Origin of the sequence: Aeromonas sp. DNRA1, from assembly GCF_963888745.1 — a bacterium.
GTDB lineage: Bacteria > Pseudomonadota > Gammaproteobacteria > Enterobacterales > Aeromonadaceae > Aeromonas > Aeromonas hydrophila.
Genome location: NZ_CAWPKQ010000001.1, coordinates 430,486 through 454,799, shown reverse-complemented (window position 1 = coordinate 454,799; position 24,314 = coordinate 430,486). Strand labels below are relative to the sequence as shown.

Sequence of the window (24,314 nt, the reverse complement as noted above, 5' to 3'; positions counted from 1 at the left end):
TTTTCCCCAAGCGGCGCCGCTTTATCACCGACCGGCAGCATTTTTAGCATTGCCAAAACAATCGCGATCACATTTTCTCCATAAAATGTTCGTTTATCATTTTTTCATGCTCTAATATGAGCGAAATCAAACATTGCGACGGTTTCGCAAGGTCAAAATAAGAAAGTAGGTGAACATGAGCGAACATTATGATCTGGTCGTCGTCGGCGGCGGCATCAACGGGGTAGGCATTGCGGCTGATGCAGCGGGGCGGGGTCTGAAGGTTGCCCTGTTCGAGGCGCGCGATCTTGCCTCTGCCACCTCTTCCAACTCCAGCAAGCTGATCCATGGCGGCCTGCGCTACCTCGAACACTACGAATTCCGGCTGGTAAAAGAGGCGCTGGCGGAGCGGGAGGTGCTGCTCGGCATGGCCCCCCACATCGCCCGTCCCATGCGTTTTCGGCTGCCCCATCGCCCGCACCTGCGCCCGGCCTGGATGATCCGCGCCGGCCTGTTCCTCTATGACAACCTGGCCAAGCGCGACAAGCTCAAGGGCAGCTGCGGCGTGCGCTTCCTGCCGCAGGACGGCCTCACCGCCGGCATCAACAAGGGGTTCGAGTATTCGGACGCCTGGGTCGACGACGCCCGGCTGGTGGTGCTCAATGCCATGATGGCGCGCGACAAGGGCGCCGACGTGCAGACCCGCACCCGCTGCGTCAAGGCGGTGCGCGGCTCCAAACACTGGACCCTGACCCTGGAGCGGGAAGGGGGCGAGCAGTTCAACGTCACTTGCCGCGGTCTGGTCAATGCGGCCGGCCCCTGGGTCAAGACCTTCTATGACGAGAGCCTGCACGAGAAATCCCCGCGCGGCATTCGCCTGATCAAGGGCAGCCACATGATAGTGCCGCGCATCCATGAGCGCGAAGAGGCCTACATCCTGCAAAACGAGGACAACCGCATCGTCTTTGTCATCCCTTATCAGCAGGACTACTCGCTGATCGGCACCACGGACGTGGAGCACAAGGGCAGCCCGCGTGAAGCCAAGATCAGCGACGCCGAGATCAACTACCTGTGCAAGGTGGTCAACGCCCACTTCACCCGTCAGATCGCCCCCAAAGACGTGATCTGGACCTATGCCGGGGTGCGTCCGCTGTGCGATGACGAGTCCGACTCGCCGCAGGCGGTGACCCGCGACTACACCCTCGAACTGTCCGGCGAATCCGATGGTGCGCCGCTGTTGTCGGTGTTTGGCGGCAAGCTCACCACCTACCGCAAGCTGGCCCAGGCTGCCTGCAACAAGCTCAAGCCCTGGTTCAGCCAGATGGGGGATGACTGGACCGCCAACAGCCGGCTGCCCGGTGGCGAGTTCGACTGTTCGGTGCGCGAACTGGCGCGCGCCTTTGCGCTGGAATTTGACTGGCTCGATGATCGCAGCGCCCTGCGCATTGCCGAGGCCTATGGCGCCCATGCCCGCCTCTGGCTGCATCAGGAGCGTGGCCAGCACTTTGGTGCCGGACTATACGAATCTGAAGTGCGCTACCTTATCGAGCGGGAGTGGGCCTGCAGCCTGGAAGACATTCTGTGGCGCCGCAGCAAGCTGGGGCTGCGTCTGTCCGAAGCCGAGCAGCAGCAACTGGCTGCCTGGCTCAGCGAACACCACCACGCCCTGCCCGAAGCCTGCTGATCCCCCCTAGTGGGCGGCCCTGGCCGCCCGCCGTAAAAATGCAATAAACCTCTGTTATAACAATAACCTACATCCCATAAACAATAACAAAGAGCACCGCGCATGAAAAAACACACTCTCTCCCTGCTTGCCCTTGGTCTGGGGGCCGCCCTGGTATTGCCCGCACTGGCAGCCGATGAAGGCAAGATAGTGATCGCTCACCGGGGGGCCTCCGGCTACCTGCCCGAGCACACCCTGGAGTCCAAGGCATTGGCCTATGGCATGGGGGCCGACTATCTGGAGCAGGATCTGGTGATGACCAAGGATGACCAGCTGGTGGTGATGCACGATCACTTCCTCGATGGCATCACCGATGTGGCCGAGCGCTTCCCCGGCCGGGCCCGCCCGGATGGTCGCTACTATGTGGTGGATTTCACCCTGGACGAGGTGCGCTCCCTGCGCATGACCGAGCCGTTCCAGCTGGTGGACGGCAAGCAGGTGCCGGTCTATCCGGCCCGCTTCCCGCTGTGGAAGTCGAGCTTCAAGATCCATACCTTCCAGGAGGAGATCGAGATGATCCAGGGGCTCAACAAGAGCACCGGCAAGAACATCGGTATCTACCCGGAGATAAAGGCCCCCTGGCTGTTCCGCCACGAGGGCAAGGACATCTCCAAGGCGGTGCTCAAGGTGTTGAAGGAGTACGGCTACACCAGCAAGAGCGACAAGGTCTATCTGCAGTGTTTCGATACCAACGAGCTCAAGCGCATCAACAGCGAACTGATGCCCGCCATGGGCATGGACTTAAAGCTGGTGCAGCTGATGGCCGAGACCGACTGGAACGAGACCATGGTCTATGACGCCAAGGGCAAGGCGACCCCCTACAGCTATGACTGGATGTTCAAGCCGGGCGCCATGAAGGAGATCGCCGGCTATGCCGAGGGGATCGGCCCCTGGAAGCCGATGATAGTGCCGGAGCCGGGGACCCTGGGCAAACCGACCTTCACCGGCATGGTGAAAGAGGCCCACGCGGCCGGCCTCAAAGTGCATCCTTATACCTTCCGTCAGGATGAGGGCCAGATCCCGGCCTATGCGAAAGACTTCACCGACCTGCTCAACATCTTCCTCTATCAGGCCGATGTGGACGGGGTATTCAGCGACTTCCCCGACAAGGCGGTCGAGGTGATCAAGGCTCACGGCAAATAATAAAAGAAGAGCAACACGGGAATGCAAGCGGGGCCAGGTGCCCCGCTTTTTTATGTCGGTGGGCAAGAGAAGATAGAAGGGGTGTAACGATATATTTACGACATTGGTGTGTGGAGCATGCGCGGACCGCTACTTTCTGGCCGAAATAGTCTCTTTTGTGGTCATTTATCCATCTGTTAGCGAATAAATCCACTGGTTTCACTTGATTGTTTGTTTTTAATTGGTAAGGTGAGGGCGGTTGCGTAACAAAGCACTGACTTGTGTAAACAAAACTGAACGATCAGTGCGATTGGCTTGAAACAGTAGAGAGAATGAGAACATGCAAAGAGATCCCCTGAACAACATCCATATCCAGTCCGAACAAGTGATGATCACGCCTGCCCAGCTCAAGGAGAAACTGCCCATCTCCGATCGCGCGCTGGCATTCGTGCAAGGGGCCCGCAATACCATCGCCGACATCATCCACCGTCGTGATCACCGCTTGCTGGTGATCTGTGGTCCCTGCTCCATCCACGACATGGATGCCGCCAAAGAGTACGCAACCAGACTCAAAGCGCTGCATGACGCCTACCAGGACTCTCTCTACATTGTCATGCGGGTCTACTTTGAGAAGCCGCGCACCACGGTCGGCTGGAAGGGCTTTATCAACGATCCGAATCTGGACGGCACCTTCGACGTGGAGCTGGGGCTGCACCGCGCCCGCGAGCTGCTCTGCTGGCTGGCCGAGCTGGAGTTGCCGCTGGCGACCGAGGCGCTCGACCCCATCAGCCCGCAATACCTGGCCGAGCTTTTCTCCTGGTCGGCCATCGGTGCCCGTACCACCGAATCCCAGACCCACAGGGAGATGGCCTCCGGTCTCTCCATGCCGGTCGGCTTCAAGAACGGCACCGACGGCAACCTGGGCACCGCCATCAATGCGCTGCAGGCGGCCTCCAGCCCCCACGCCTTCATGGGGATCAACCAGCAGGGCCAGGTCGCGTTGCTGCAGACCCAGGGCAACCCGGATGGTCATGTGATCCTGCGCGGCGGCAAGCACCCGAACTACGACTCGGTCAATGTGTCGCTGGCGGAAGAGGCGCTGGAGAAGGCGGGCCTGCTGCCCGGCCTGGTAGTGGATTGCAGCCACGGCAACTCCAGCAAGGATCACCGCCTGCAGCCCAAGGTGGCGGACAACGTGATCCACCAGATCCAGGAGGGCAACCGCTCCATCATCGGGGTGATGCTCGAATCCAACCTGTTCGAAGGCAACCAGTCCAGCGAGCAGCCCAAGTGCGAGATGCGCTACGGCGTCTCCATCACCGATGCCTGCATTGACTGGGAGACCACGGATGTGCTGCTGGCCCGCTGCCACAGCCAGCTGGCGGCACCACTTTTGGCCAGAACCAAGGCATAAGCCGTGGTATCTTGTCAGCACTGATTGAACAATCGAGGTGTCCCCGGCCGAGGCGGTGACACCTCGTTGCCTCTTGAATCACAGGGCGTCGCTGCGGGCGGCGCCGCAGGGACCGGATATGGCTGAAGAGTTGAATGCCCTCAGGGACAAAATCGATGCGGTGGACAAGCAGCTGATTGATCTGCTGGCTGCCCGTCTCGCCCTGGTGGGGGAAGTGGGGGAAGTGAAGAGCCGGCACGGCCTGCCCATCTATGCACCGGATCGGGAGGCGAGCATGCTGGCCCGCCGCCGCGCCGAGGCCGAGGCACTGGGGGTGCCGGGAGATCTCATCGAGGACGTGCTGCGCCGGGTGATGCGCGAGTCCTATATTCTGGAATCCGCCAGCGACAAGGAGCACCACTTCAAGTGCATGAAGCCTGAGCTCGGCAAGGTGGTGATCATCGGTGGCGAGGGGCAGCTTGGCCGCCTGTTCGGCAACCTGTTCAGCCTCTCGGGCTACCGGGTCGAGACCCTGGGGCAGGCCGACTGGCCGCGCGCCGACGAGATCCTGCTCGGGGCCGGACTGGTGATGGTGGCGGTGCCCATCGACGTTACCTGCGAGGTGATCGATCGGCTCGGCAACCTGCCGGCGGACTGCCTGCTGGTGGACGTGACCAGCGTCAAGAGCGAACCGCTTGCCCATATGCTGGCGGTACACCAGGGGCCGGTGCTGGGGCTGCACCCCATGTTCGGGCCGGACGTGGCGAGCCTCGCCAAGCAGGTGATCGTCTGCTGTCAGGGGCGCGACGGCGCCGCCAGCCAGTGGCTGCTGGAACAGATGACCATCTGGGGGGCGCGTTTGCAGCAGGTAGAGGCCAAGGCCCACGACGAGGCGATGACCTTCATCCAGGCGCTGCGCCACTTTGCCACTTTCGCCTACGGCTGGCACCTCTCCCGCGAGCAGGCCAACATCGATCGCCTGCTGGCGTTGAGCTCCCCCATCTATCGGCTGGAGCTGGCCATGGTGGGACGGCTGTTCGCCCAGGATCCCCACCTCTACGCCGACATCATACTGTCGTCGCCGCAGAATCTGGCGATGATCCGCCGTTACTACCAGAACTTCGGCGAGGCGCTGGGTCTGCTGGAACGGGGGGACCGGGAGGGCTTCATCGAGGCCTTCAGTCAGGTCTCCGGCTTCTTCGGCGAGCGGGCGGACGAGTTCCTGCGCGAGAGTCGCACCCTGCTGGCCCAGGCCAACGATCGTCGCCATCACGGCTGAGAATAACTAAAAGCAAAAGGGGCCTGTCGGCCCCTTTTGCTTTTGCATTCCCGCTTGCGCGCTGTACCGCCTCTATTCTGGCTGCGGCAAGCGTAGATCGGCGCCATCCCAGCCCAGCGGCAGGGTCAGCAACTGATCGATCAGCTCCCGGCGATCGGATTTTTCCAGATAGGCGAGGTAGAGCGGACGGCTCAAGGCCTGAGCGCCTTCCACCAGGTGCAGGCGCCCCTGCTCCAGGAAGGGGCTCACCATGCGCCGCGGCAGATAGGCGGCACCACCGTTGGCCAGCACGAACTGCAGCGCCATGTTGGCGGAGCTCGAATGCAGCACCGGGGTCTTTTGCAGGCTCTGCAGCCGGCTGGGCTGGGGCTCAAAGCTGGTGCCCCAATCCAGATGAATGTGCGGCATCTGCATCAGGCTGTCGGCGTTGGCGGCGGCATCCCGGCTCACCAGCTCGAACACCAGCTCGCCGATGGGGTGCAGGGCAATCTCGTCTATCTTGGTCGGCTCGGAGAGCAGGGCGAGATCGAGGGAGCGTTCCAGCAACTGGCGGCACAGGTGCTCGCGGGAGGCGGTTTCGAGCCGCACCGCCAGACCGGGGGCCAGGGCATAGACATGGTTGAGCCAGTCGTTGAAGTCGAGCTCCCAGAATACCGCAGGGGCACCGATGGCGAGCTGCTGGCTGAAACCGGGGGAGAGGGCCACGTCCTGCTTGGCGCGGCCCAGGGTATGCAAGATGGCGTCTGCGTAAGGTAGCAGACGCTCACCGGAAGCGGTCAGGCGGATGTTGTTGCGATGACGGGCAAACAGACTGACCCCGAGTTGCTGTTCGAGCTGGCGGATCCGAAAGCTCACCGCCGACTGGGTCAGGTAGAGATTTTCAGCTGCCCGGCCGAAGTGCCGGGTCTTGCTGACCTCGATAAACGTCCGAAGCAGTTCGGTATCCATTAATCGATGGACTCGTCGCTGCCACCACCGCTGCCACCTTCAAAGCCGCCACCGCCGGTCTCCTCGTTGGCACCGCCGGCGACGGTGCACAGACGATGCACGCGCTTGGGACCGATCACCTTCAGATACTTGAACCATACCTTGGCGTGGGGGTTGCTGCCGGCGGCGCCGGATTTGACTTGTTCGATAAAGGCGCTTTCTACGTCATCGCGCGGGGCCAGGTTGCCCTGATAGAGCGCGAGCATGGCGGTGCCGTATTTTTCCAGACTGTCCGCTTCGGCCACAGTGAATTCGCCACTGCGACGCAGGCCACGGGGAAAATGTTTGAAGTCGTTGAAACGCTTGTCTGATTCGAAGCTCATAGTGCTCTTTTTCTGGTTAGTTTGACCTTTGCGGGCAAGTATCATCAGGCCGTCGCAGAGTGCAAAATCAATTTTTTCACTATATGGATAAATATCTTTAATCGAAAGCGGTTTAGCCATGATCCAGTGGGTCTGAGCCGGGGTTAAGTGCAAAAAAGTGAGAAAAAAAGCGGAGTTATGTCAGGTTCTGTAAAGGTTCGAGCCTCTGGTCAGACGACATTTGGCTAAAAATAAAGCGCCATTCGGCGCTCTATTTTGTTGTATTCATGAACCAAAGCGGGAGGTTTGGTCTCGATGGAGACTCATTCTATCATGGCTGGCTGAGCCAGGGTATCGGCACGCCACAGACGGTAGCGCACTTCATATTCCTGCGGTACGTAGAGCACGAATGGCAGCTTGGAGTTGTAGTTCACGAAGAAGCCCTGACCGTAGATCTGGACGAAGGTCTCTTTCTTCTGGCCATCCGGGCAGGCCATCAGGGTGCTGATGGGATCGGACACCTTGCCGAGCATCAGGTAGTTGTAGCCCCAGCCTTTGACGCTGTGCTGTTCCAGGTTGCCGGCAAAGCGCGGCACATTGCAATCGACCATCATTTTTTTGCCGACCTGCAGCTCGACCATCATGTCGGCTTCGTTCTCGACTTCCGGCAGGCGGATCACCACACGTTCCTGGTTCACTTCGGCGGCCGGGAACATGCTGATATCAAATTTTTTCGGTTCGGCGGCGAAGGCATGGCCGCCCAGCAACAAGGCGCCCAGCAGGCTAAAACGCAATACGGTTTTCATCTGTACCTCATGGGGTTGGTTCAACGCCGCTAGACTAACCGCTCTGCCCGTTTCATGCCAGCGATCTGCTACGTAAAAACTGCGTAAAATGACGCAGATCCGGCACACAATGACGTGTTCGGGCTATTTTCTGACAGGACGGAAGAGAGGCTAAGCGACAGGCCGGGTGCCAAATGCGGGTGGCCAGTCGGGATCCTGTGTTCATCAGGATCCCCTGGCCACCCGGCTTCATCAGCGCACCAGCAACACCTGCTTGGCCCAGGCGCCGGGCGCCCGCATGCCGACGGCGCCGCTGGTGATATCCAGATAGGCAACCCCCTTGCTGGCCGGTACCGGGGTCGAGGACCAGAGATAGACGTAGCCGTCGGTCACCTCTTTTCCTTCACCGGCCATGGCACGGGGGAAGATGGTTTCGTTGAGCGCCGGCTTGTAGCAGGCGGACTCAAGCACGCTGGCCAGCTCCTTGATGGTGGGCAGGCGCCAGCCGCCGTGGCCGCCGAAGTTGTACAGGGCATGGCTAGGCTCGGTGCGGATCCGCTCGGCGGTCAGCAGGGCCTGCTGCCAGTAAAGCCGGGTCGGTTCGCCTTGACAGCTCTGGTTGCGCCAGGTCTGGCCGAGCTGGCAGCGCATCCAGGTCAGGCCGGTGGAGCGATCCGTGACGGTGCCGTTGCCGCGGTCGATGAAGCGGGCTGTGGGGCTGGTTCTGGGCATGCTGTCATCACAGATGGCGGTGGCCAGGGCGAGGGGGCTGCCAAGGATCAGCAGCAGGGTCAACATCAAGCGGTTCATCGGGTTACCTCCGCCACCAGTCGCAGTTGCAGACCGTTGGCATCATTGCTGTTTTGAACTGGGGTGGCGTAGTCGGTGCCTGCGTCATCGCCAAGGAAAATATGGGCAATGGCGCTGATGGGGGCGCTCTCCAGCCGGCGCGACGGGGTCAAGGTCTGGCTCCAGTAGTAGCCGTTGAACACCATGGTGGGGTTGGTGCCGACATCGGGGAAGTAGCGCACGTCCATGCTCACCGGCTGGTCGTCCTGGCGGGAGAGGGAGCCGTAGTGCTGCAGGCTCATCAGCTCGCGCGAGTGGGGCATGCGCCAGCTGGTGATGCCGCACAGCTGTTGAGCGTTGAGCCACTGGCGGTACTGTTCCGTGGTGCAGATGGCCTCGCCCTCGGGGCAGGCGTAGTCACGTTCCTCCTGAGTGGGGTGATAGTCACCGAGTTCCCAGGCGAAGGTGCGGTGCAGATCGCGCGGGCTGGCGGGATCATCGAGCTTCTTCTCCCAGACCAGGCCGGTATTGAGATCCTCCACGCACTCCCAGACGGGGGCGTCATCGGCCAGCGGCTGCCCCTGGCCGTCGAGCTTGCGATAGTGCAGCGGCGCCTTGTTGAGGCTGGCTTCCTGTCCCGGGTGGTCGGCGGGCTCCTGGGTGAGCAGATAGTCGACCCCGTCCGTGTAGGTGGTGACGCCGCTGCCGGTGATCAGCGGATGGGAATGCTGTTGCTGCAGCCGTGCGCGGACGTCTGCCTGCTGGCTGGCCAGCTCGCCGTGCAGGGCAAAATGGCTGGCCAGCTCGGGCAGCAGGCTGTCGATGGCCGGCCACACCAGCATATGCAGGGTGGCTATCGAGAAGCCCTCCTGCGCCTGTAGATCGGCCTCGACGATCGCCTGCAACAGCTGGCCCAGCGCCAGGTTGAAGTCGGTCAGCTGCGTCAGAGTGGCCAGCTCCTGGCCCGGTTGCAGCGGTGCCAGCGCACTCAGCAGCTGGTCGAGGGCTTGCCTCGGGGGCTGCCCCTCGGCGATGCGGTATTGCAGCAGGGTGCTGAGCGGGCTGGGGGTCAGATGCTGGCCGTCGAGCCGGGCGGCGGGGTGCAGCAGCACGGGGGCGGCCGGGTTGCTTGGCAAGAACAGCAAGGTACTGGTCAACAGGGCCGGGGCGCTGCCGCTCAACCGGTGAGTACCGGCCGCGCCGCTGACACTGGGCTCCCCCGCATCACAAGATGCATTCTGGTTGAGGTTGACGCACAGGGTGCCAGCTTCGGGCAGGGTCACGGTCAGGCTGTAGTCGGGGGCCGCCAGCGGCGCCTCGTCCGAGCCGCCACCGCCACAGGCGGTGAGCAGGGGGGCCAGCAGGCAGGCTAGGCGGGAGTAATATGGTGTCATCTCTTGTCCTTGGGCAAGGGGGCCTTGGCCCCCCTCTTCTTATATATGGATGGGGTGGATTCAGGTGCGCTGGCGTAGGCGGCGCCAGAGTGCCAGCGGCAGCAACCAGAGCAGGTTGGCTGCCCCGCCGCCGCTGCCGTCATCCACCTGGAAGTGGATGATGCCGTCATCGGGCGGAGTGACCGGCTTGCTGCACTGGGCGCCGGTGCGCTGGCTGATGCTCCAGCCGTTGATGCGGCCCCGATTGCCGGGCTTGCTGTCCACTATCTCCAGGGTCCAGCGACCGGCCAGCGGCTCCCCTTCCAGCGCGCTGAAGGGCTGCAGAGGCAGTAGCTCGGTGGGGAATACTCCTTTAAGGCGCGGCAATGGGCTGTAGCCCTTGTTCCAGATCTGGATGCGGGTGCCGGAGGGGGAGTTGAGCCAGATCTCCAGCTCATCGAGCGCCGGGTGTTGCAGATCCAGGTTCAGCTGCAGCCGGTCACTCACCCTGGCCTCGCTGCTCTCTATCAGCAGGCTGGTTTCACTGAGGCCACGCACCTCGTCGCTCATGGCATCGCTCAAGGTGAGCGGCTGGCCGCTGGCACGGCTGACGATGGGGGCACCGATGGGCAGGGTCAGCGACTGCTGCCACTGGCGCTCGGTCGGGCTGGTGCCGCTCATGGTCAGGCTCACCGGCAGCGCCACCTCGTCGCCACAGGCGAGCGGGCTCTGGGCCAGCAGGCGCAGGGTGGTGGTCATGCTGGCACCCGCTGCAAGGGTCGCCGGTTGCCAGCTGTAAGGATCGGCCTGTAATCCGGTTGGCAGGGTGAGGGCCAGCTCATTGAGGGTGACCGGCGCCTTGCCCTGGTTGGTGAGGGTCAGCTGTACCGACTGGCGCTGCCCCAGCTCGATGACGCTGCCATCACTCAGGCCCACATTGACCGGTGCCTGCAACAGGCTGTGCTGGCGAAACGCCTGCTCCAGCAGCCTGGCATAGGGGCGCGCCGGGTAGAGCCGGGCGGCGGTATCCACCGTGATGCGGGCCAGTTGCGGCATGCGAATGGCCGGGCCGAGACCGAAGTGGGACTCGATGATCAGGCGATCAAACTCGTCCCGCGCCCCTTCCCCCTGCTCGGCGACCGCGGCCAGCAGCGCCTGGAACAACGGGGTGCCCCACAGCTGATCGCCATTGCTGCCGTTGATGGTGCGGTGGGCCGGGTAGTTGTAATCCGGGTGGTAGCGGGCGCGCAGATCGTCCAGCTGACGCGGGGTGCGGTCGGTGAAGCGGGCATCCCAGTTGAACACCATGGCGGGTTCGAACTGGCGGCCGGCTTCGCTGCGCTGGCGGTGGCTGGCGGCCAGGTAGTCACTGAAGCCCTCGCCGATGGCGCCCCAGTCCGCCTCGTCCCCCAGATCCGGCACTATGTGGTGCTGCACCGCATGGCCGAACTCGTGCCAGATCACCATGGGATCCTCGGCATCGGGCACGCCACTGCGACCCAGCTCCAGCCTGCGTTCGAACGGATCGTAGAGAGAGTTGTCCTGATAGCCGGCCTCGGTGTCGATGTCGAGCGCCCCCGGAATGAGGTCGTTAAAGCCCAGGCGCTTGAGGTGGCGCTGGGCCAGATCCAGGTGGTAGTAGGCGTTGATGTCGGCAAAGCCGCGATCATCGCGGGTGAGGCGAAACGCCTGCGGGTTGTCGGCGCTGAAGGGGGCTGTGTCCGGCTCCATGGCATCCACCACCCGGGCGTGGGGGCCGCTCAGCAGATAGCGTCCACCCGCTAGGGTGACTGGCAGCGGCACCTTGTCCTGATAGGCGGCGTCCGCCAGTTGCAGGGCTTCGTGCCAGACCAGGCTGGCGTCGCGCAGCTGGGTTCGGGGATCCGGATCGAATACCCGAGCCTCCAGTTGGGTGTCGCCGGCGTCGGCGATGCGGCTGGCCTGGGTGGTGGCCGCATCCATCCAGCGACCGAGCTCGCGGCTGCCGTCACAGCTGGCGAAGAGCTGCACATAGCTGGCCTTGGCGTTGCCTGTCTGATGCTCGCGCACCCGCTGGCGCAGGGCCGGCACCAGGGTGTCACCGTCGCGCCAGTACCAGGCTTCAACCGGACCAAGGGTGTCGATGTCGCTGCCGCCATCGCGCAGCTGCTCCAGCAGGGGTTCCAGATTGCCGGTGGCGTCGCAGCCGGGTTCGCTGCTCTGCAGTGGCCGGCTGTTGTGATAGATGCGCCAGGGCTTGCCGGTCGAATCGACGCTGACGGCGGCTTGAATGGTGGCCACTGGCAGGCCGTTGACCAGCTGGCGGAAGCTGTAGTGATGGCCGAGCAGGCTGGCCCGCTCGTAGTCGGGGGTCAGGCTTACGCCAAGGCGCTGTTCGAGCCACTTCTGGGGCGTGGTGGTCAGCGGTTGTTCATCGACAAACTGCAGCTCGGCCGCCAGCAGCGGCTGGGAGAGCAGGGTTGCCGCCAGCCAGAGGGCCAGGGAAGAGGGTTTCATGGTTTACTCCAACACAAAAATGAGAAAAGGGATCACCGGCGGGCGCCTGCCAGGGTGAGCAGGAAGGCGTACTCGCGGGCCGCCTGCTGGCGCGCGTTGCCCGGGCTGGTGCGGTGGCCGCCGTCGAGGGCCGTGCTGAGCAGATAGGGGCCCGCTCCCGTGCTGTGTTCCCGCAGGCGGGCCACCCACTTGAGCGGCTCCCAATAGGGCACCTGACTGTCGTGCAGCCCGGCCGTCACATAGACGGGGGGATAGGGGGCCGCATGCAGGTTGTCGTAAGGGCTCAGGCGGCGCATGGCGGCGTAATCGGTGGCAATGGCCGGGTTGCCCCATTCGGCGTACTCCTGACGGGTGAGCGGCAGCTCGGGATCGCTCATGGTGCCGATGAGATCGACGAAGGGTACCTGCAGCACGGCCCCGGCGAAGCGGGTCGGCGCCTGGTTGAGTGCCGCTGCCACCAGCAGGCCGCCGGCGCTGCCGCCCATGGCAAACAGCCGGGCGGGGTCGATGGCGGGATCCTGGGCGAGCGCAGCGGCCACGGTCAGGAAGTCGTCCACGCTGTGCTGCTTGTGGCGGCCGCGTCCCGCCAGATACCACGCATCCCCCAGCATGCCGCCGCCGCGCACGTGGGCGATGGCGTAGACGAAGCCGCGATCCAGCAGGCTCAGCACCTGCGGCTGGTAGTAGGGACGCATGGGGGTGCCATAGGCGCCATAGCCGTAGAGCAGCAGCGCCTTGGGGGCGTGGATGTCCTTGCGCCACACCAGGGAGACCGGTACCTTGACGCCATCCTTGCCCACTACCCAGCGGCGCTCGCTCTGGTAGGGGGAGGGGAGGGCGGCCCGGGCGTCTGGCAGCCAGCGGCCGCTGGCGAGATCGAGCAGGCGCTGGTGCGGCGGCTCGGCCATGCCCTGGCGACGGATCAGGATCTGCCCGCTGGCGGGGTTGTGGGCGCCTTGGATCCAGGCTGTGCCGGCCCCCTCGGTCAGCAGCAGGCGATGGCTGAGCCGGCCGCGGCCATCCAGCACATCGAGCCAGTCATCCCCGTGATGGCGATATTGCAGCACCGTGTAGTCGGCAAACAGGCGCCACTTCTCGAGGCTTCTCTGCTCGCCAGACCAGAGCAGTTGCCACTCTCCCTTGGCTACCTGGCTCAGGTCGGCCACCTGATAGAGGCTGAGGGCTCCGTCCCGGTTACTTTTGAGCAGCACCCGCTCCCCCTGGGTATCCAGGTAGTACTCGAGGCCAGCCTGACGGACCTTGAGCAGAGCCGGTGTGCCCGCGTCCAGCAGGTACTGCTCGGCGCTGTCGTGGTTGTTGCTCTGCAGCAGCAGGTGGCGCCGATCCGTGGTGCGATAGAGGCTGAGCAGCCAGGCGGGATCCGCCTCCTGGTGGATCTGCTGCTCCTTGCCATCGCGCCAGGCCCACAGCTGCCAGGGGCGCAGGGTGCGAGGTTCGTTGGCGATGGTGTAGAGGGTCTTGCCATCCAGGCTCCAGAGCAGATCGCTGGCCCGGTGGGTCAGGATGGCCAGGGGCTTACCGTCGGCCAGGTCGAGCAGGGTGATGCGGTAATCCCGATCGCCCTGCAGATCTTCGGCCAGGGCCAGCCAGCGCCCGTTCGGGTGCAGGACCCAGCTGGCGAGCTCGTAGTAGCCGCTGGCCGGCTGGCGGGCCGCCAGTCGTTGGCGGGGCTCAGCCTGCTCGCTGTCTCGCTGCCACAGGCTGCCGTCGGCTTCCATCCGCCACTGGCTGTCCGCTTCGCTCAGCCACTCTTGTGGCATGGGTTCACCGCGTGCTTGCGCCTGCCACTCGGCCTGCAGAGCCTGCTCCAGCGGCCACTGGCCGGCGAGCTGCTGCTCGGTCCAGCGGTTTTGCTCGCCCAGCAGGGCCAGCAGGGCGGGATCCTGGCGGCTGTCGTCGCGCCAGCCGCCATAGGGATCGAGCCGGGCCCGCTCCCCCTGCATCGGCAGCGGGCGGTGAGGGATAAGCGGGGCCGCGAGCGACGCCGATGTGGCGATGGCCTGGCTCGGGGTGCCGGCTGTCGCAATGGCAGCAGACTGGGCGGGCGCCGGATTGGCCAGCAGGCTGGCCAGCATCAAGAGTGCGTGCATCAGAGCCCCACAAAGGTGTAGCGCAGGCTGGCGCTCAGGGAGCGGCCGGTCTGGGTATAAAGGCCCTCATCCGTGCCCGCTTCCTGCCCGGCGACGTCCTGATAGCGGGTGTAGCGGGTGTCGAGCAGGTTATCGAGCTTGAGGTTGGCCTTGAGGGCGTCAGTGATCTGCCAGTCGGCGGTCAGGGCGAAGCTGAGCCAGCCGGCGGTTTTCATGCATTCACCCTGCTGCTTGGTCAGGCTGTTGCCGCAGGTGGGCACCCGGCTCATGGCGGTGGCGTAGTCGGCCTGCAGCCCCAGGCTCCAGTCGTTGGCCTGATAGCTGAGGCGGGTGTTGCCCTCAAGCGGGGTGAGGTTGCGCGGCGATTCGCCCTGGCTGGTCTTGCCGTCGACCCAGCCCAGCTTGGTGGCCAGCTCCCACTGCTGGGTCAGCCAGTAGCTGGCGGCGAGCTCGGCACCCCAGGTTTCGGATTTGGCGACGTTGCGGTATTGACGCAGCATGATCCCGTCATTCAGGCGAAAGCCCACCTGACGCCAGTCGATGAAGTTGTAGTAGCGGTTGTAGAACAGGGCCGGTTTGATGCTCCACTCATCTCCTTCACCGCTCACCCCCCACTCGAAACTGTGGCTGGTCTCCTCCTTGAGGTTCGGGTTGGCGATGATCTCGAACGGCGGTAGGGCAAAGTAGTGGGGGATGTTGCCGTATACCTTGTCGTAGGAGGGGGCGCTGAAACCGTTGGCGTAGCTCAGCCAGCTGCGCCACTGCTCGTTAAAGCGGTAGCTGGTGGCCAGGCTTGGCGAAAGGTGTCCGCTGTGGTTGCTCTCGCCCCGACCGTCCTGCGGGCTCAGCCACTGCTGATCCATGCGCAGGGTCGGGGTGAACTGCCATTGGCCCAGGGTCGCCACGTCACCCAGCCAGATGCCAGCCCGATCGGTGCGGGCGCTGCTGAAGGGGGCGGACTGGCTAGGTTGGGGAATGCCGGCTTCCAGCATCAGTTTTTCTACTGGCCGCTCGTGCCGGGTGCGCTCCAGCTCGATGCCGTAGCTCAGCTTGTGCTTGATGGCACCGGTGACCAGATCGCGGCGGATATCCAGCTCGCTGCCGAGCAGGTGCTCGGTGAAGGTGGCCAGCTCACGTTCGCTGCGATAGCGGGGGTAACCGCTCAGCTCGTCATTTTGCAGCAGGCTGCGCTTGTTGGCAGTGTTCTTGGCGTAGTTGCCGTGCAGGTTCCAGGTAAAGCGGTCGGCCAGCGGGTGGCCGAGATCCTGCGCCTCCCAGCTCAGCTTGCCGCCCTGAGAGCGTTGGGTACCGTTCTCGCGATACTGGCGCACCTGCCACTTGCCGTCGGGCTGGGGAATTTCGCGCGGCCCCTGATCCCGCTTGGCGTTATCTTCGAAGTAGTCGAACTCAACGCGCAGCAGATGCTGTTCATTGAGGGTCAGGCTAGAGCTGGTGGAGGCGCTGAGGCCATCGAGATCCGCCGGGATGCGGTTCTGGTCGTAGTTGGCGGTCTCGTGCCCCTGCCAGCCGGAGAGGCGCAGCAGGTGGGCGCTCTCGCCCCAGCGGGCGGCGCCGGTGGCGCTCAGTTTCTGCTTGTCGCTGCTGCCATCGTGCAGCACCTTGCTGCTGAGGTAGGCATCCTGCCCCTGCAGGTAATCCTCCGGCTGCTTGGTGGTGATGACCACGGTGCCGCCGATGGCGTCAGAGCCGTGCAGGGCGGAACCGGCCCCTTTGGCCACTTCGATCTGCTTAACGTCATCGAGATCGAAGCTGAAACGACCCACCTTGTCGTTGAGGTCGTTGGCGCCGAAGCCGTCGCTGACCCGGACCCCGTCCTTGATGATCAACACCCGGTTGCCGCCAATGCCACGGATGGTGATATTTTGCGGCCGACCTGCCGAGCCGGTCACCGAGACGCCGGGTTCGTTCTTGAACACGTCGGTGAGCTCGGTGGCGATTTGGCGCTCCAGATCCTCTTCGGTGATGACGGTGATGGAGCCCGAGATGTCGGACAGTTTCTGTTCGACCCGCTGACCCTTGACGACTATGGTCTCGCGCGCCTTGGGCGGGGTGGTGCCGGAGGTGTCTATTCCAGCGGGATCGCCGGCAGCCAGCGCTGTACCAGACAGCAGCATGGGCCAGTAGTGAAGTAGTGTTTTCATTGTGAGAATAATTATTATTTAAGCCTGAAGGCCGCGGATTATTGCAAAGAGATCCAATCAGATCAACGATTGATAATCATTATCATTTTGTTTTTATGATCCTGATCAGGCTGCATTTTTTGATTGATGTGTCAGTAGAAAGGCGGGCCAACGTTTGCGCCTGCAGGGCGCTGGGTGGGTAGACAGGGGATGCAACGGGGGAGGGCGGCAACGAGTCTGCTTGGAGCTTTTCAGGTCATGCCCAGATGCAGGCGGCAATAAAAAACCCGCTGCAGGAGCGGGTTTTCGAGGTGCATGAGGCGGTTATCAGGGGGCGCGATAGAAGCGGTTCAGCTCGTTCATCACCTGGATCATGACGCCCATGTCGGGGGTGCCGTGCTTGATGGGACGGTAGCTGTTTCGCTCCAGCAGCTCGAAATCACCCTGCTTGTTGAAGTGGGTGATGGTGTTGCCCTGATAGATGGCAAAGTCGCGCTGATCCCCCGCCAGCAGCCAGTTGCGCGGGCTGGTGTCGAACAGGTTGCGGCCGATGCTGTAGTCTCGTGGCGCATTGCGCACTCCCAGCATGCTCTGCATCAGGGTTGGCACCAGATCCAGGTGGCTGCTCACCGGGCTCGTCGGCAGGCTATCGTTGCCCGGCCAGGCCAGCACGAACGGTACCTGCACCTGATAGGGCGAGTAGTTGGTGCCATAGCCCCAGCTGTTGTTCTGGGTCTCGTTGAACTCCTGACCGTGGTTGGCGGTGACCACGACGATGGTCTGCTCGCCGAGCCCCTGCTGTTGCAGCTGTGCCAGCATCTGTTCCAGCAACTGGTCGGTATAGAAGACCGCATTCTTGTAACGGTTCTCCAGCTTCACCAGGTTCTCGGCCTGATAGGCGGTAGCTGGGTTGAACTTGGTGAGCTCCGGCTGGAAGGGCCCCTTCACGTTGGCCGGCAGCTGATAGTCGCCCGGGCTCGACAGATAGACCAGTGAGAACCAGGGCCGGTCTGGCGAGCGCTTGGCAAGCCACTGCTGCCAGTCGCCGATGAGCTGGGTGTCGTCGGTCTGCTCGGAGACGAACACCTGCTTGCGCAGGCCGGAGAGAATGCTCTGGCGGTACTTCTGGGCATCTTCCAGCGCGCCGAACAGGCCGAACTGGTAGTCCTGGCGCAGCATCTCGTCGAACAGCACCGGCGGCGTCTTGTCGTTGCGAATGTCGTCGTAGTAGTGGCCCGGCAGGCCGTAGAACAGGCTGAACATCCCCATCACATCGTCGTTGCCGCCGCTCATGTGGTTGGCAAAGTTGAGGTGCTGATCCGCATAGCGCTGCAGATTGGGCATGTTGATGTTGTTGAGCATGTCGGCCCGCAGGGAGTCGACCACCACGATCAGCAGGTTCTTGTGGGTCAGCGGGGCGTTGACGCTGAGCGGGCGCAGCGGGTAGCGCAAGCGGCTCGCATTGTCACCATCCTGTGACTCGGCCTTCTTCTCGTACTGATCCAGATCCAGCCAGCCGTGCTTGGCGAGGAAGCTCTTGGCGGTCATCGGGTAGGAGAGCGGGAAGTTGGCGCGCTGCATGGTGATGGGCTGATACAGGGTGGCATCGGCCCAGCTGTTGACCACGTGGGTCAGGATGAAGCAGACCAGCAGGGCCAGCCCCACCTGATTGCCGTACTGACGGCGCTTGCGCTTGTTGATCTTGCGCCACACATAGGCCGACAGCAGCAGCTGCACCAGAAAGATGGTGGGCACAGCCACGAAGATGATGCTCCAGATCGAGCCCTCCTCGGTCTGGGCCTGATCCAGCAGCAACTGCCACACCTGGCCGTTCAAGTGGAACTTGAACAGCTGGAACACCTGGGTGTCGATGAGCAGCAGCACCAGCGCCAGGGTGGCGATGATGGCCGAGATGAAGCGCAGCGGCTTCTCTTTGGGCAGCACGAAACTCAGGGGGAAGATCGTCAACAGATAGGTGACAAAGCTCAGAAACGAGAAGTGACCGATCCAGCTGATGATGAGATAGGTCACGCCGAGCGTGGTCGACGGCCAGCTGATTGCCCCCAGGTAGCGGGTGGCAATCAGCATGGCCAGAATGATGTTGAAGAAGGAGAACCAATGCCCCCAGGTGATCAGGCGAGAAACATTATCACGATAGGGGTTGCCGGTTTCGACCATAGTGATCCATCTGCTTGAAAAACATCAAAGAATGCGAAGAGACTCAGTGAGCATCGTGGCGATGATCCACCGAGGCGGTGAGCGCCTGGATGTATTTTTCGGTGATCGCCTGACGCTGGGCCGGGGCCATGCCATTGATGATATTGGTGGTCAGGTTGCCGAGCACCATCAGACTCAGATCCACCGGCGCCTTGTGCTTCTCTAGGGCGGTGATCAGGTCGTTCATCAGGGCGTCAAACTGCTCGTTATTGTACTTTGATACGATGGGCATAATCTTGGGTTCATCTCGGTTCAAAGCGCCTTATAATACTTCACCCTTTCGGCTAACACTATGGCTTTGTGACATGAGTCTCGATATCGACAAGATCATTCTTCACTCCCTGCGCCAGGGCGGCGATGGTCAACCTCACGCCGACACCCGCAGCCAGCTTCTGCCTGCCGATGAGGCGGTACAGGGGCTGATGGCGGAGCTGCATCGCATTTACAACGGCAAGGGGGGCAAGGGCTTCGGCTTCTTTGCCGACCCCGAGGCCGCCGTCGCCGAGCTGGCGGAGGGGGAGAGCGCCCCCAAACAGCCTTCTCCGCTCTTTCGCATCGCCCTCGAACGGCTGCTCGGCGAACAGACCGACTTTGTCCCCTTCTCGGTCGAGATGACCCAGCTGCTGGTCAAGCAGCTGGTGGAGCACGCCCTCGACGAGCAGGGGGTGCTGCTGTTTGCCAAATACAACTACGTGGGGGTGGATTATCTGATGATTGCCCTGCTGGAGGGCAAGGAGAGCGTCACCGTCAGCGAGGCGCTCGAGCTGCGTCACATCCAGTATCTGGATATCGGCAAATTGAACCTGGTGGCCCGCATCGATCTGACCGAATGGAAAACCCAGCCGGATTCACGCCGTTATATCACCTTCAGCAAGGGCCGGGTCGGTCGCAAGCTGGGGGACTTTTTCATGGATCTGCTGGGTGCCCGCGAGGGGATGGATGCCAAGATCCAGAATAAGGGGCTACTGCAGGCGGTGGACGATTATTGCGACAGCCGCCAGCTGGAGCCGGCCGAGCGCAACGACTACAAGAAACAGGTCTTCAAATATTGTACCGAGCAGGCCAGCGCCGGTGAAGAGATCGAGATCAAGGAGCTGTCGGCGGAATTGCCGGGTGATGGCGATCTCGATTTTTACAGCTTCATCGGTCAGGAGTATGAACTGGAAGATCGCTTCCCGGCCGACCGTTCGACCCTGCGCGGCTTGACCAAGTTCGTCGGCTCCGGTGGCGGGCTGACTTTGAGCTTCGAGCAGAAGCTGCTCAACAGCCGGGTGTTCTACGATCCCCAGACCGATACCCTGACCATCAAGGGGGTTCCGCCCAACCTCAAGGATCAGCTGCTGCGCCAGTCGTAATGTGATCTGCTTTCCAGTTTTGGCAAAAAGACACCGCACTTCGCTGCGGTGTCTTTTTATTTAACGGGGTAGGCAGCAGCGAAACCAACTCGGTGCTTTGTTAACAAATTAAACAGAATAATCCCCGTGAAAGGGTTTTCAGTGAGGTGAAAACCCTTTCATTCATGTTTTTTTATTTCTCTTTGGTAATTTAATTTCTTAATTTGGCGATAAATATGCCAATAAATGGCGATAACCCCCTGAAATAAGAAAATGTTTTCAGAACTTTCTGGAAGAAAATACGTAATTGCGTTTCAAAAATGCGAGTTGCGTCATGTGAGGCGGTAACGGCTTGGGATAATATTCATCTCGCACACAATGCTCTTACAGCGCGGAACTAATACAAGGAAAGGCTCATGAAAAAGAAATTGCTGTCATCCCTGATCGGTCTGGCTACTCTGGGCGTGGCTTGCTCTGCCACTGCCGCCATTGACGAAGGTCAACTGACCATCTGGATTAACGGTGACAAGGGATACAATGGTCTGGCCGAAGTAGGTAAGAAGTTTGAAGCCGAAACCGGCATCAAGGTGACGGTTGCGCACCCTGATCAGGTGGAAGTGAAATTCCAGCAAGCCGCTGCCACCGGCAACGGCCCGGACATCTTCTTCTGGGCTCACGACCGTTACGGTGAGTGGGTCAAGGCCGGTCTGCTGGTCCCCGTGACCCCGAATGCAGCCACCAAAGCCAAGTTTGAACAGTTCGCCTGGGATGCCATGACCGTCGATGGCAAGACCTACGGCTACCCGGTTGCCGTGGAAGCGGTCAGCCTGATTTACAACAAGGATCTGCTGCCGGAGCCGCCGAAGACCTTCGAAGAGATCGCCAAGATTGACGAGACTCTGAAGAAGAACGGCAAGCGCGCCATCATGTGGGCCTATGACACCCCCTATTTCAGCTACCCGCTGGTGGCTGCCAACGGTGGTTATGCCTTCAAGAAAACCGCTACCGGTTATGACGTGAAAGATACCGGCGTGGCCAACGCGGGTGCCAAGGCAGGTGTGGGCTACATCTCCGAGATGATCAAGTCCGGTCACCTGGAAAAAGGCATTGACTACGGTGTGATGGACGCCAAGTTCAACAAGGGCGAAGTGGCCATGATGATCAACGGTCCCTGGGCCTGGAGCAACCTGGACAAGAGCGGCATCAAGTACGGCGTAGCGCCGCTGCCGACCCTGAAGGGCAAACCGGCGAAGGCCTTCGTTGGCGTGCTGGGTGCCACCATCAACGCCGCCAGCCCGAACAAGGATCTGGCCATCGAGTTCCTGGAAAACTACCTGCTGACCGACGCCGGTCTGGCACCGGTCAACGCCGACAAGCCGCTGGGCGCCGTGGCGCTGAAGTCCTTCCAGAAGACCCTGGAATCCGATCCGCACATCAAGGCAACCATGCAAAACGCCCAGAATGGCGAGCCGATGCCGTCCGTGCCTGAGATGAGCCGTTTCTGGTCCTCCTTCGAAACTGCCCTCAAGAACGTAACCTCCGGCCGTCAGAGCGTTGACGAAGCCCTGGATACCGCTGCCAAGCGTATCGTTCAGTAAGCACGCACTACCCGGGAGGCCGCAACGGCCTCCCACTCTCTCAAATCTCTCTTGGCGTTATAAAGGTTAATTGGCATGGAAGTAGTACCTTCTATTGAATCCTATGCCGGTCCGAAGGATAAGCACACCTGGCTTAAGTGGACCATTGCTGCTCTGGTAGCCATCCTCAACGGTTATGCAGCCGTGATGATGTACGCCAGCGGTGAGTGGGTATTCGCTCTGCTGGATCTGGTGGTGGTCTCCGTCGGTCTGTATGTCTTCATGAACAAGAAGACCTATGCCCACCGCTATATCTTCCCCGGTGTGGCCGGCATGGTTGTTTTTATCATCTTCCCTCTTGCCTACACGATCGGCATCGCCTTCACCAACTATTCGGGATCCAACCTGCTCTCCATCGAGCAGGCGCGAGATTACCATCTGAAAAAAACCTACAAGGTGGCGGGCGGTGAATTCGATTTCACCCTCTTGGGTGGTGAGAACAATCAGTTTCAGCTGCTGCTGAAACAGGACGACCAATCCTTTATCAGTCAACCCGTTACCCTGATGAGCAACAAGGCCCGTGAACTGGCTGTCCGCGAGGGCAGAGTCCATGAGCCGGTACAGGTTGTTCAACTGCAACCCCTGGAAGGGGAGGCCGTGGACAAGGTGGCACCCATCCGGGCCATCGTCGACCATCGCACCCACCTGAGCGCACTCGATCTGGTGCTGCCGGATGGCGGAACCCACCTGACCCTGAGCAGCCTGCGCAAGTTCGCCGCCCAGAAGCAGCAGTACACCCGTCTGCTGGACGGAGCCGTGCTCAAGTCCGGGGTGGTGATCAAAGACAGCAACCTGCTGCGTGACAACCAGAGCGGCGAGCTGATGCTGCCCAACGGCGACACCGGCTTCTATCAATACATCGACGAGCAGGGCCAGTTTGTCGGCAAGAGCGTGGCGCCAGGCTTCGTGGTGAGCGTGGGCTGGAAGAACTTCGCCCGCATCGTCACCGATCCGGGTATCCAGGCACCGTTCCTGCAGATCTTCGTCTGGACCGTGATCTTCTCCGCCTGTTCGGTGGGCTTCACCCTGGCCATCGGCATGGTGCTGGCCTGTCTGGTGCAGTGGGAGTCCCTCAAGGGGCGCGGCTTCTACCGGGTCATGCTGATCCTGCCCTATGCCATCCCGGCGTTCATCTCCATCCTGGTGTTCAAGGGCTTGTTCAACCAGAACTTCGGTGAGATCAACCTGTTCCTGGAAGCGGCGTTCGGCATCAAACCGGACTGGTATACCAACCCCTTCCTGGCCAAGGTGATGATCCTCATCGTCAATACCTGGCTTGGCTACCCCTACATGATGATCCTCTGCATGGGCCTGCTCAAAGCCATTCCGGAAGATCTCTATGAAGCGTCCGCCATGGACGGTGCCGGTCCGGTGCAGAACTTCTTCAAGATCACCGTACCGCTCTTGATGAAGCCGCTGACCCCGCTGTTGATTGCCTCGTTCGCCTTCAACTTCAACAACTTCGTGCTCATCCAGTTGTTGACCAACGGCGCGCCGGACATCATAGGCGCCAGCACCCCGGCCGGTACCACCGACTTGCTGGTGAGCTACACCTACCGGATCGCGTTCCAGGGCTCGGGTGGTCAGGACTACGGTCTGGCCAGTGCCATCGCCACCGCCATCTTCCTCATCGTGGGTGCGCTGGCCTTGCTCAACCTGAAATTGTCCAAAGCCGACAAGCAACTGTAAGGAGGCTTCAACATGGCAATCGTACAACCCAAATCAGTCAAATACCGGGTGTGGGCAACCCACCTGGTGATGTGGGGCTTCCTGGCACTGATCATCTTCCCGCTGATCATGGTCATCGCCATCTCGTTTAGAAACGGTAACTTCGCGGTAGGGGAGATCATCCCCTCCAACCCGACCCTGGATCACTGGAAGCTGGCGCTGGGCATGTCCATCACCAACGCCGACGGCAGCATCACGCCGCCGCCGTTCCCGGTGCTGACCTGGTTGTGGAACTCCATCAAGATCGCGGGCATCACCGCCCTGATGATAGTGGTGCTCTCCACCACCTGTGCCTACGCATTTGCCCGCCTGCGTTTTCGTGGCAAGTCCACCATCCTGCAGGGCATGCTGATTTTCCAGATGTTCCCGGCGGTGCTGGCACTGGTGGCCATCTATGCGCTCTTCAACAAGATTGGTGACTACATCCCCTGGCTGGGTCTCAACACCCACGGCGGCCTGATCCTGGCCTACATGGGCGGCATCGCCCTGCACGTCTGGACCATCAAGGGCTACTTCGAGACCATCGACTCCTCCCTGGAGGAAGCGGCGGCCATCGACGGTGCCACCCCGTGGCAGGCATTCCGCCTGATCCTGCTGCCCCTGTCGGTGCCCATCCTGGCGGTGGTGTTCATCCTGGCCTTCATCGGTTCCATTACCGAGGTGCCCATGGCCTCCATCCTGCTGCAGGATGTGAACAATCTGACCCTGGCGGTCGGGGCCCAGCAGTACCTCTATCCGCAGAACTACCTGTGGGGTGACTTTGCCGCGGCGGCCGTGCTGTCGGGCTTCCCCATCACAGTGGTGTTCCTGCTCGCACAGCGCTGGCTGGTAGGTGGTCTCACTGCCGGCGGCGTGAAAGGTTAAGGTTCATGGCCGGGGGAGCCGACTCCCCCCGCCATCACGATTTGCAAAGATTCA

General features: G+C 61.8%; 18 protein-coding genes. 8 read left to right on the top strand and 10 right to left on the bottom strand.

Going from position 1 to position 24,314, the window contains the following annotated elements:
- Positions 1 to 175 precede the first annotated feature (175 nt).
- The 4 genes from glpD to tyrA all read left to right on the top strand — a co-directional run bounded on the left by glpD (position 176) and on the right by tyrA (position 5,496).
- Positions 176 to 1,663 (top strand): glycerol-3-phosphate dehydrogenase, encoded by a 1,488-nt coding sequence (gene glpD / locus AACQ43_RS02020; RefSeq protein WP_168965644.1) that lies wholly within the window; start codon positions 176 to 178, stop codon positions 1,661 to 1,663.
- A 102-nt stretch (positions 1,664 to 1,765) separates the two neighbouring features.
- Entirely contained in the window at positions 1,766 to 2,845 is a 1,080-nt protein-coding gene (gene glpQ, locus AACQ43_RS02015; protein WP_168965642.1) for a glycerophosphodiester phosphodiesterase, read from the top strand.
- 319 nt (positions 2,846 to 3,164) lie between these two features.
- On the top strand, positions 3,165 to 4,238 hold the full coding sequence (locus tag AACQ43_RS02010; protein ID WP_168965640.1) for a 3-deoxy-7-phosphoheptulonate synthase: 1,074 nt from the start codon (positions 3,165 to 3,167) through the stop codon (positions 4,236 to 4,238).
- A gap of 118 nt (positions 4,239 to 4,356) precedes the next feature.
- Entirely contained in the window at positions 4,357 to 5,496 is a 1,140-nt protein-coding gene (gene tyrA / locus AACQ43_RS02005; protein WP_168965638.1) for a bifunctional chorismate mutase/prephenate dehydrogenase, read from the top strand.
- A 72-nt stretch (positions 5,497 to 5,568) separates the two neighbouring features.
- On the opposite strand, the gene hdfR is transcribed toward tyrA, so the two are convergent.
- From hdfR to AACQ43_RS01955, 10 genes are all read right to left on the bottom strand, one after another.
- A complete protein-coding gene (gene hdfR / locus AACQ43_RS02000) occupies positions 5,569 to 6,444 on the bottom strand; it encodes an HTH-type transcriptional regulator HdfR (protein WP_016350308.1) in 876 nt (291 codons plus the stop codon).
- Positions 6,444 to 6,806, bottom strand: a complete 363-nt coding sequence (gene maoP, locus AACQ43_RS01995) for a DUF413 domain-containing protein (RefSeq protein ID WP_016350309.1) — start codon at positions 6,804 to 6,806, stop codon at positions 6,444 to 6,446. The genes hdfR and maoP overlap by 1 nt, the downstream gene beginning before the upstream one ends.
- A gap of 302 nt (positions 6,807 to 7,108) precedes the next feature.
- Positions 7,109 to 7,591 carry a serine protease inhibitor ecotin gene (gene eco, locus AACQ43_RS01990; RefSeq protein WP_005299572.1) on the bottom strand — a complete coding sequence of 161 codons (483 nt, stop codon included), beginning with the start codon at positions 7,589 to 7,591 and terminating at the stop codon, positions 7,109 to 7,111.
- Positions 7,592 to 7,822: 231 nt separating this feature from the next.
- A complete protein-coding gene (locus tag AACQ43_RS01985) occupies positions 7,823 to 8,380 on the bottom strand; it encodes an Lcl C-terminal domain-containing protein (RefSeq protein ID WP_076359817.1) in 558 nt (185 codons plus the stop codon).
- Positions 8,377 to 9,753 carry an Lcl C-terminal domain-containing protein gene (locus tag AACQ43_RS01980; RefSeq protein WP_168965636.1) on the bottom strand — a complete coding sequence of 459 codons (1,377 nt, stop codon included), beginning with the start codon at positions 9,751 to 9,753 and terminating at the stop codon, positions 8,377 to 8,379. Before AACQ43_RS01980 ends, AACQ43_RS01985 begins: the two co-directional genes overlap by 4 nt.
- Before the next feature lie 60 nt (positions 9,754 to 9,813).
- The gene (locus AACQ43_RS01975) at positions 9,814 to 12,228 is read right to left on the bottom strand and encodes a proprotein convertase P-domain-containing protein (RefSeq protein ID WP_168965634.1); all 2,415 of its coding nucleotides are present in this window, start codon (positions 12,226 to 12,228) and stop codon (positions 9,814 to 9,816) included.
- 32 nt (positions 12,229 to 12,260) lie between these two features.
- Positions 12,261 to 14,339 (bottom strand): prolyl oligopeptidase family serine peptidase, encoded by a 2,079-nt coding sequence (locus tag AACQ43_RS01970; protein ID WP_168965632.1) that lies wholly within the window; start codon positions 14,337 to 14,339, stop codon positions 12,261 to 12,263.
- Positions 14,339 to 16,501 carry a TonB-dependent hemoglobin/transferrin/lactoferrin family receptor gene (locus AACQ43_RS01965; protein ID WP_168965630.1) on the bottom strand — a complete coding sequence of 721 codons (2,163 nt, stop codon included), beginning with the start codon at positions 16,499 to 16,501 and terminating at the stop codon, positions 14,339 to 14,341. The genes AACQ43_RS01970 and AACQ43_RS01965 overlap by 1 nt, the downstream gene beginning before the upstream one ends.
- A gap of 306 nt (positions 16,502 to 16,807) precedes the next feature.
- A complete protein-coding gene (locus AACQ43_RS01960; RefSeq protein WP_029301303.1) occupies positions 16,808 to 18,658 on the bottom strand; it encodes a DUF3413 domain-containing protein in 1,851 nt (616 codons plus the stop codon).
- 43 nt (positions 18,659 to 18,701) lie between these two features.
- Positions 18,702 to 18,929 carry a YejL family protein gene (locus tag AACQ43_RS01955; RefSeq protein ID WP_011705556.1) on the bottom strand — a complete coding sequence of 76 codons (228 nt, stop codon included), beginning with the start codon at positions 18,927 to 18,929 and terminating at the stop codon, positions 18,702 to 18,704.
- Between the two features lie 73 nt (positions 18,930 to 19,002).
- Here AACQ43_RS01955 and yejK point away from each other — a divergent pair, with 73 nt between their 5' ends.
- The 4 genes from yejK (at position 19,003) to malG (ending at position 24,260) form a co-directional block, all read left to right on the top strand.
- A complete protein-coding gene (gene yejK, locus AACQ43_RS01950; RefSeq protein WP_016350315.1) occupies positions 19,003 to 20,052 on the top strand; it encodes a nucleoid-associated protein YejK in 1,050 nt (349 codons plus the stop codon).
- Positions 20,053 to 20,447: 395 nt separating this feature from the next.
- Positions 20,448 to 21,629: a maltose/maltodextrin ABC transporter substrate-binding protein MalE gene (gene malE, locus AACQ43_RS01945; protein ID WP_011705558.1), complete on the top strand. Its 1,182-nt coding sequence runs from the start codon at positions 20,448 to 20,450 to the stop codon at positions 21,627 to 21,629.
- A 75-nt stretch (positions 21,630 to 21,704) separates the two neighbouring features.
- A complete protein-coding gene (gene malF / locus AACQ43_RS01940) occupies positions 21,705 to 23,357 on the top strand; it encodes a maltose ABC transporter permease MalF (RefSeq protein ID WP_043166496.1) in 1,653 nt (550 codons plus the stop codon).
- A gap of 12 nt (positions 23,358 to 23,369) precedes the next feature.
- Positions 23,370 to 24,260, top strand: a complete 891-nt coding sequence (malG, locus tag AACQ43_RS01935) for a maltose ABC transporter permease MalG (RefSeq protein WP_005299600.1) — start codon at positions 23,370 to 23,372, stop codon at positions 24,258 to 24,260.
- Positions 24,261 to 24,314 lie beyond the last annotated feature (54 nt).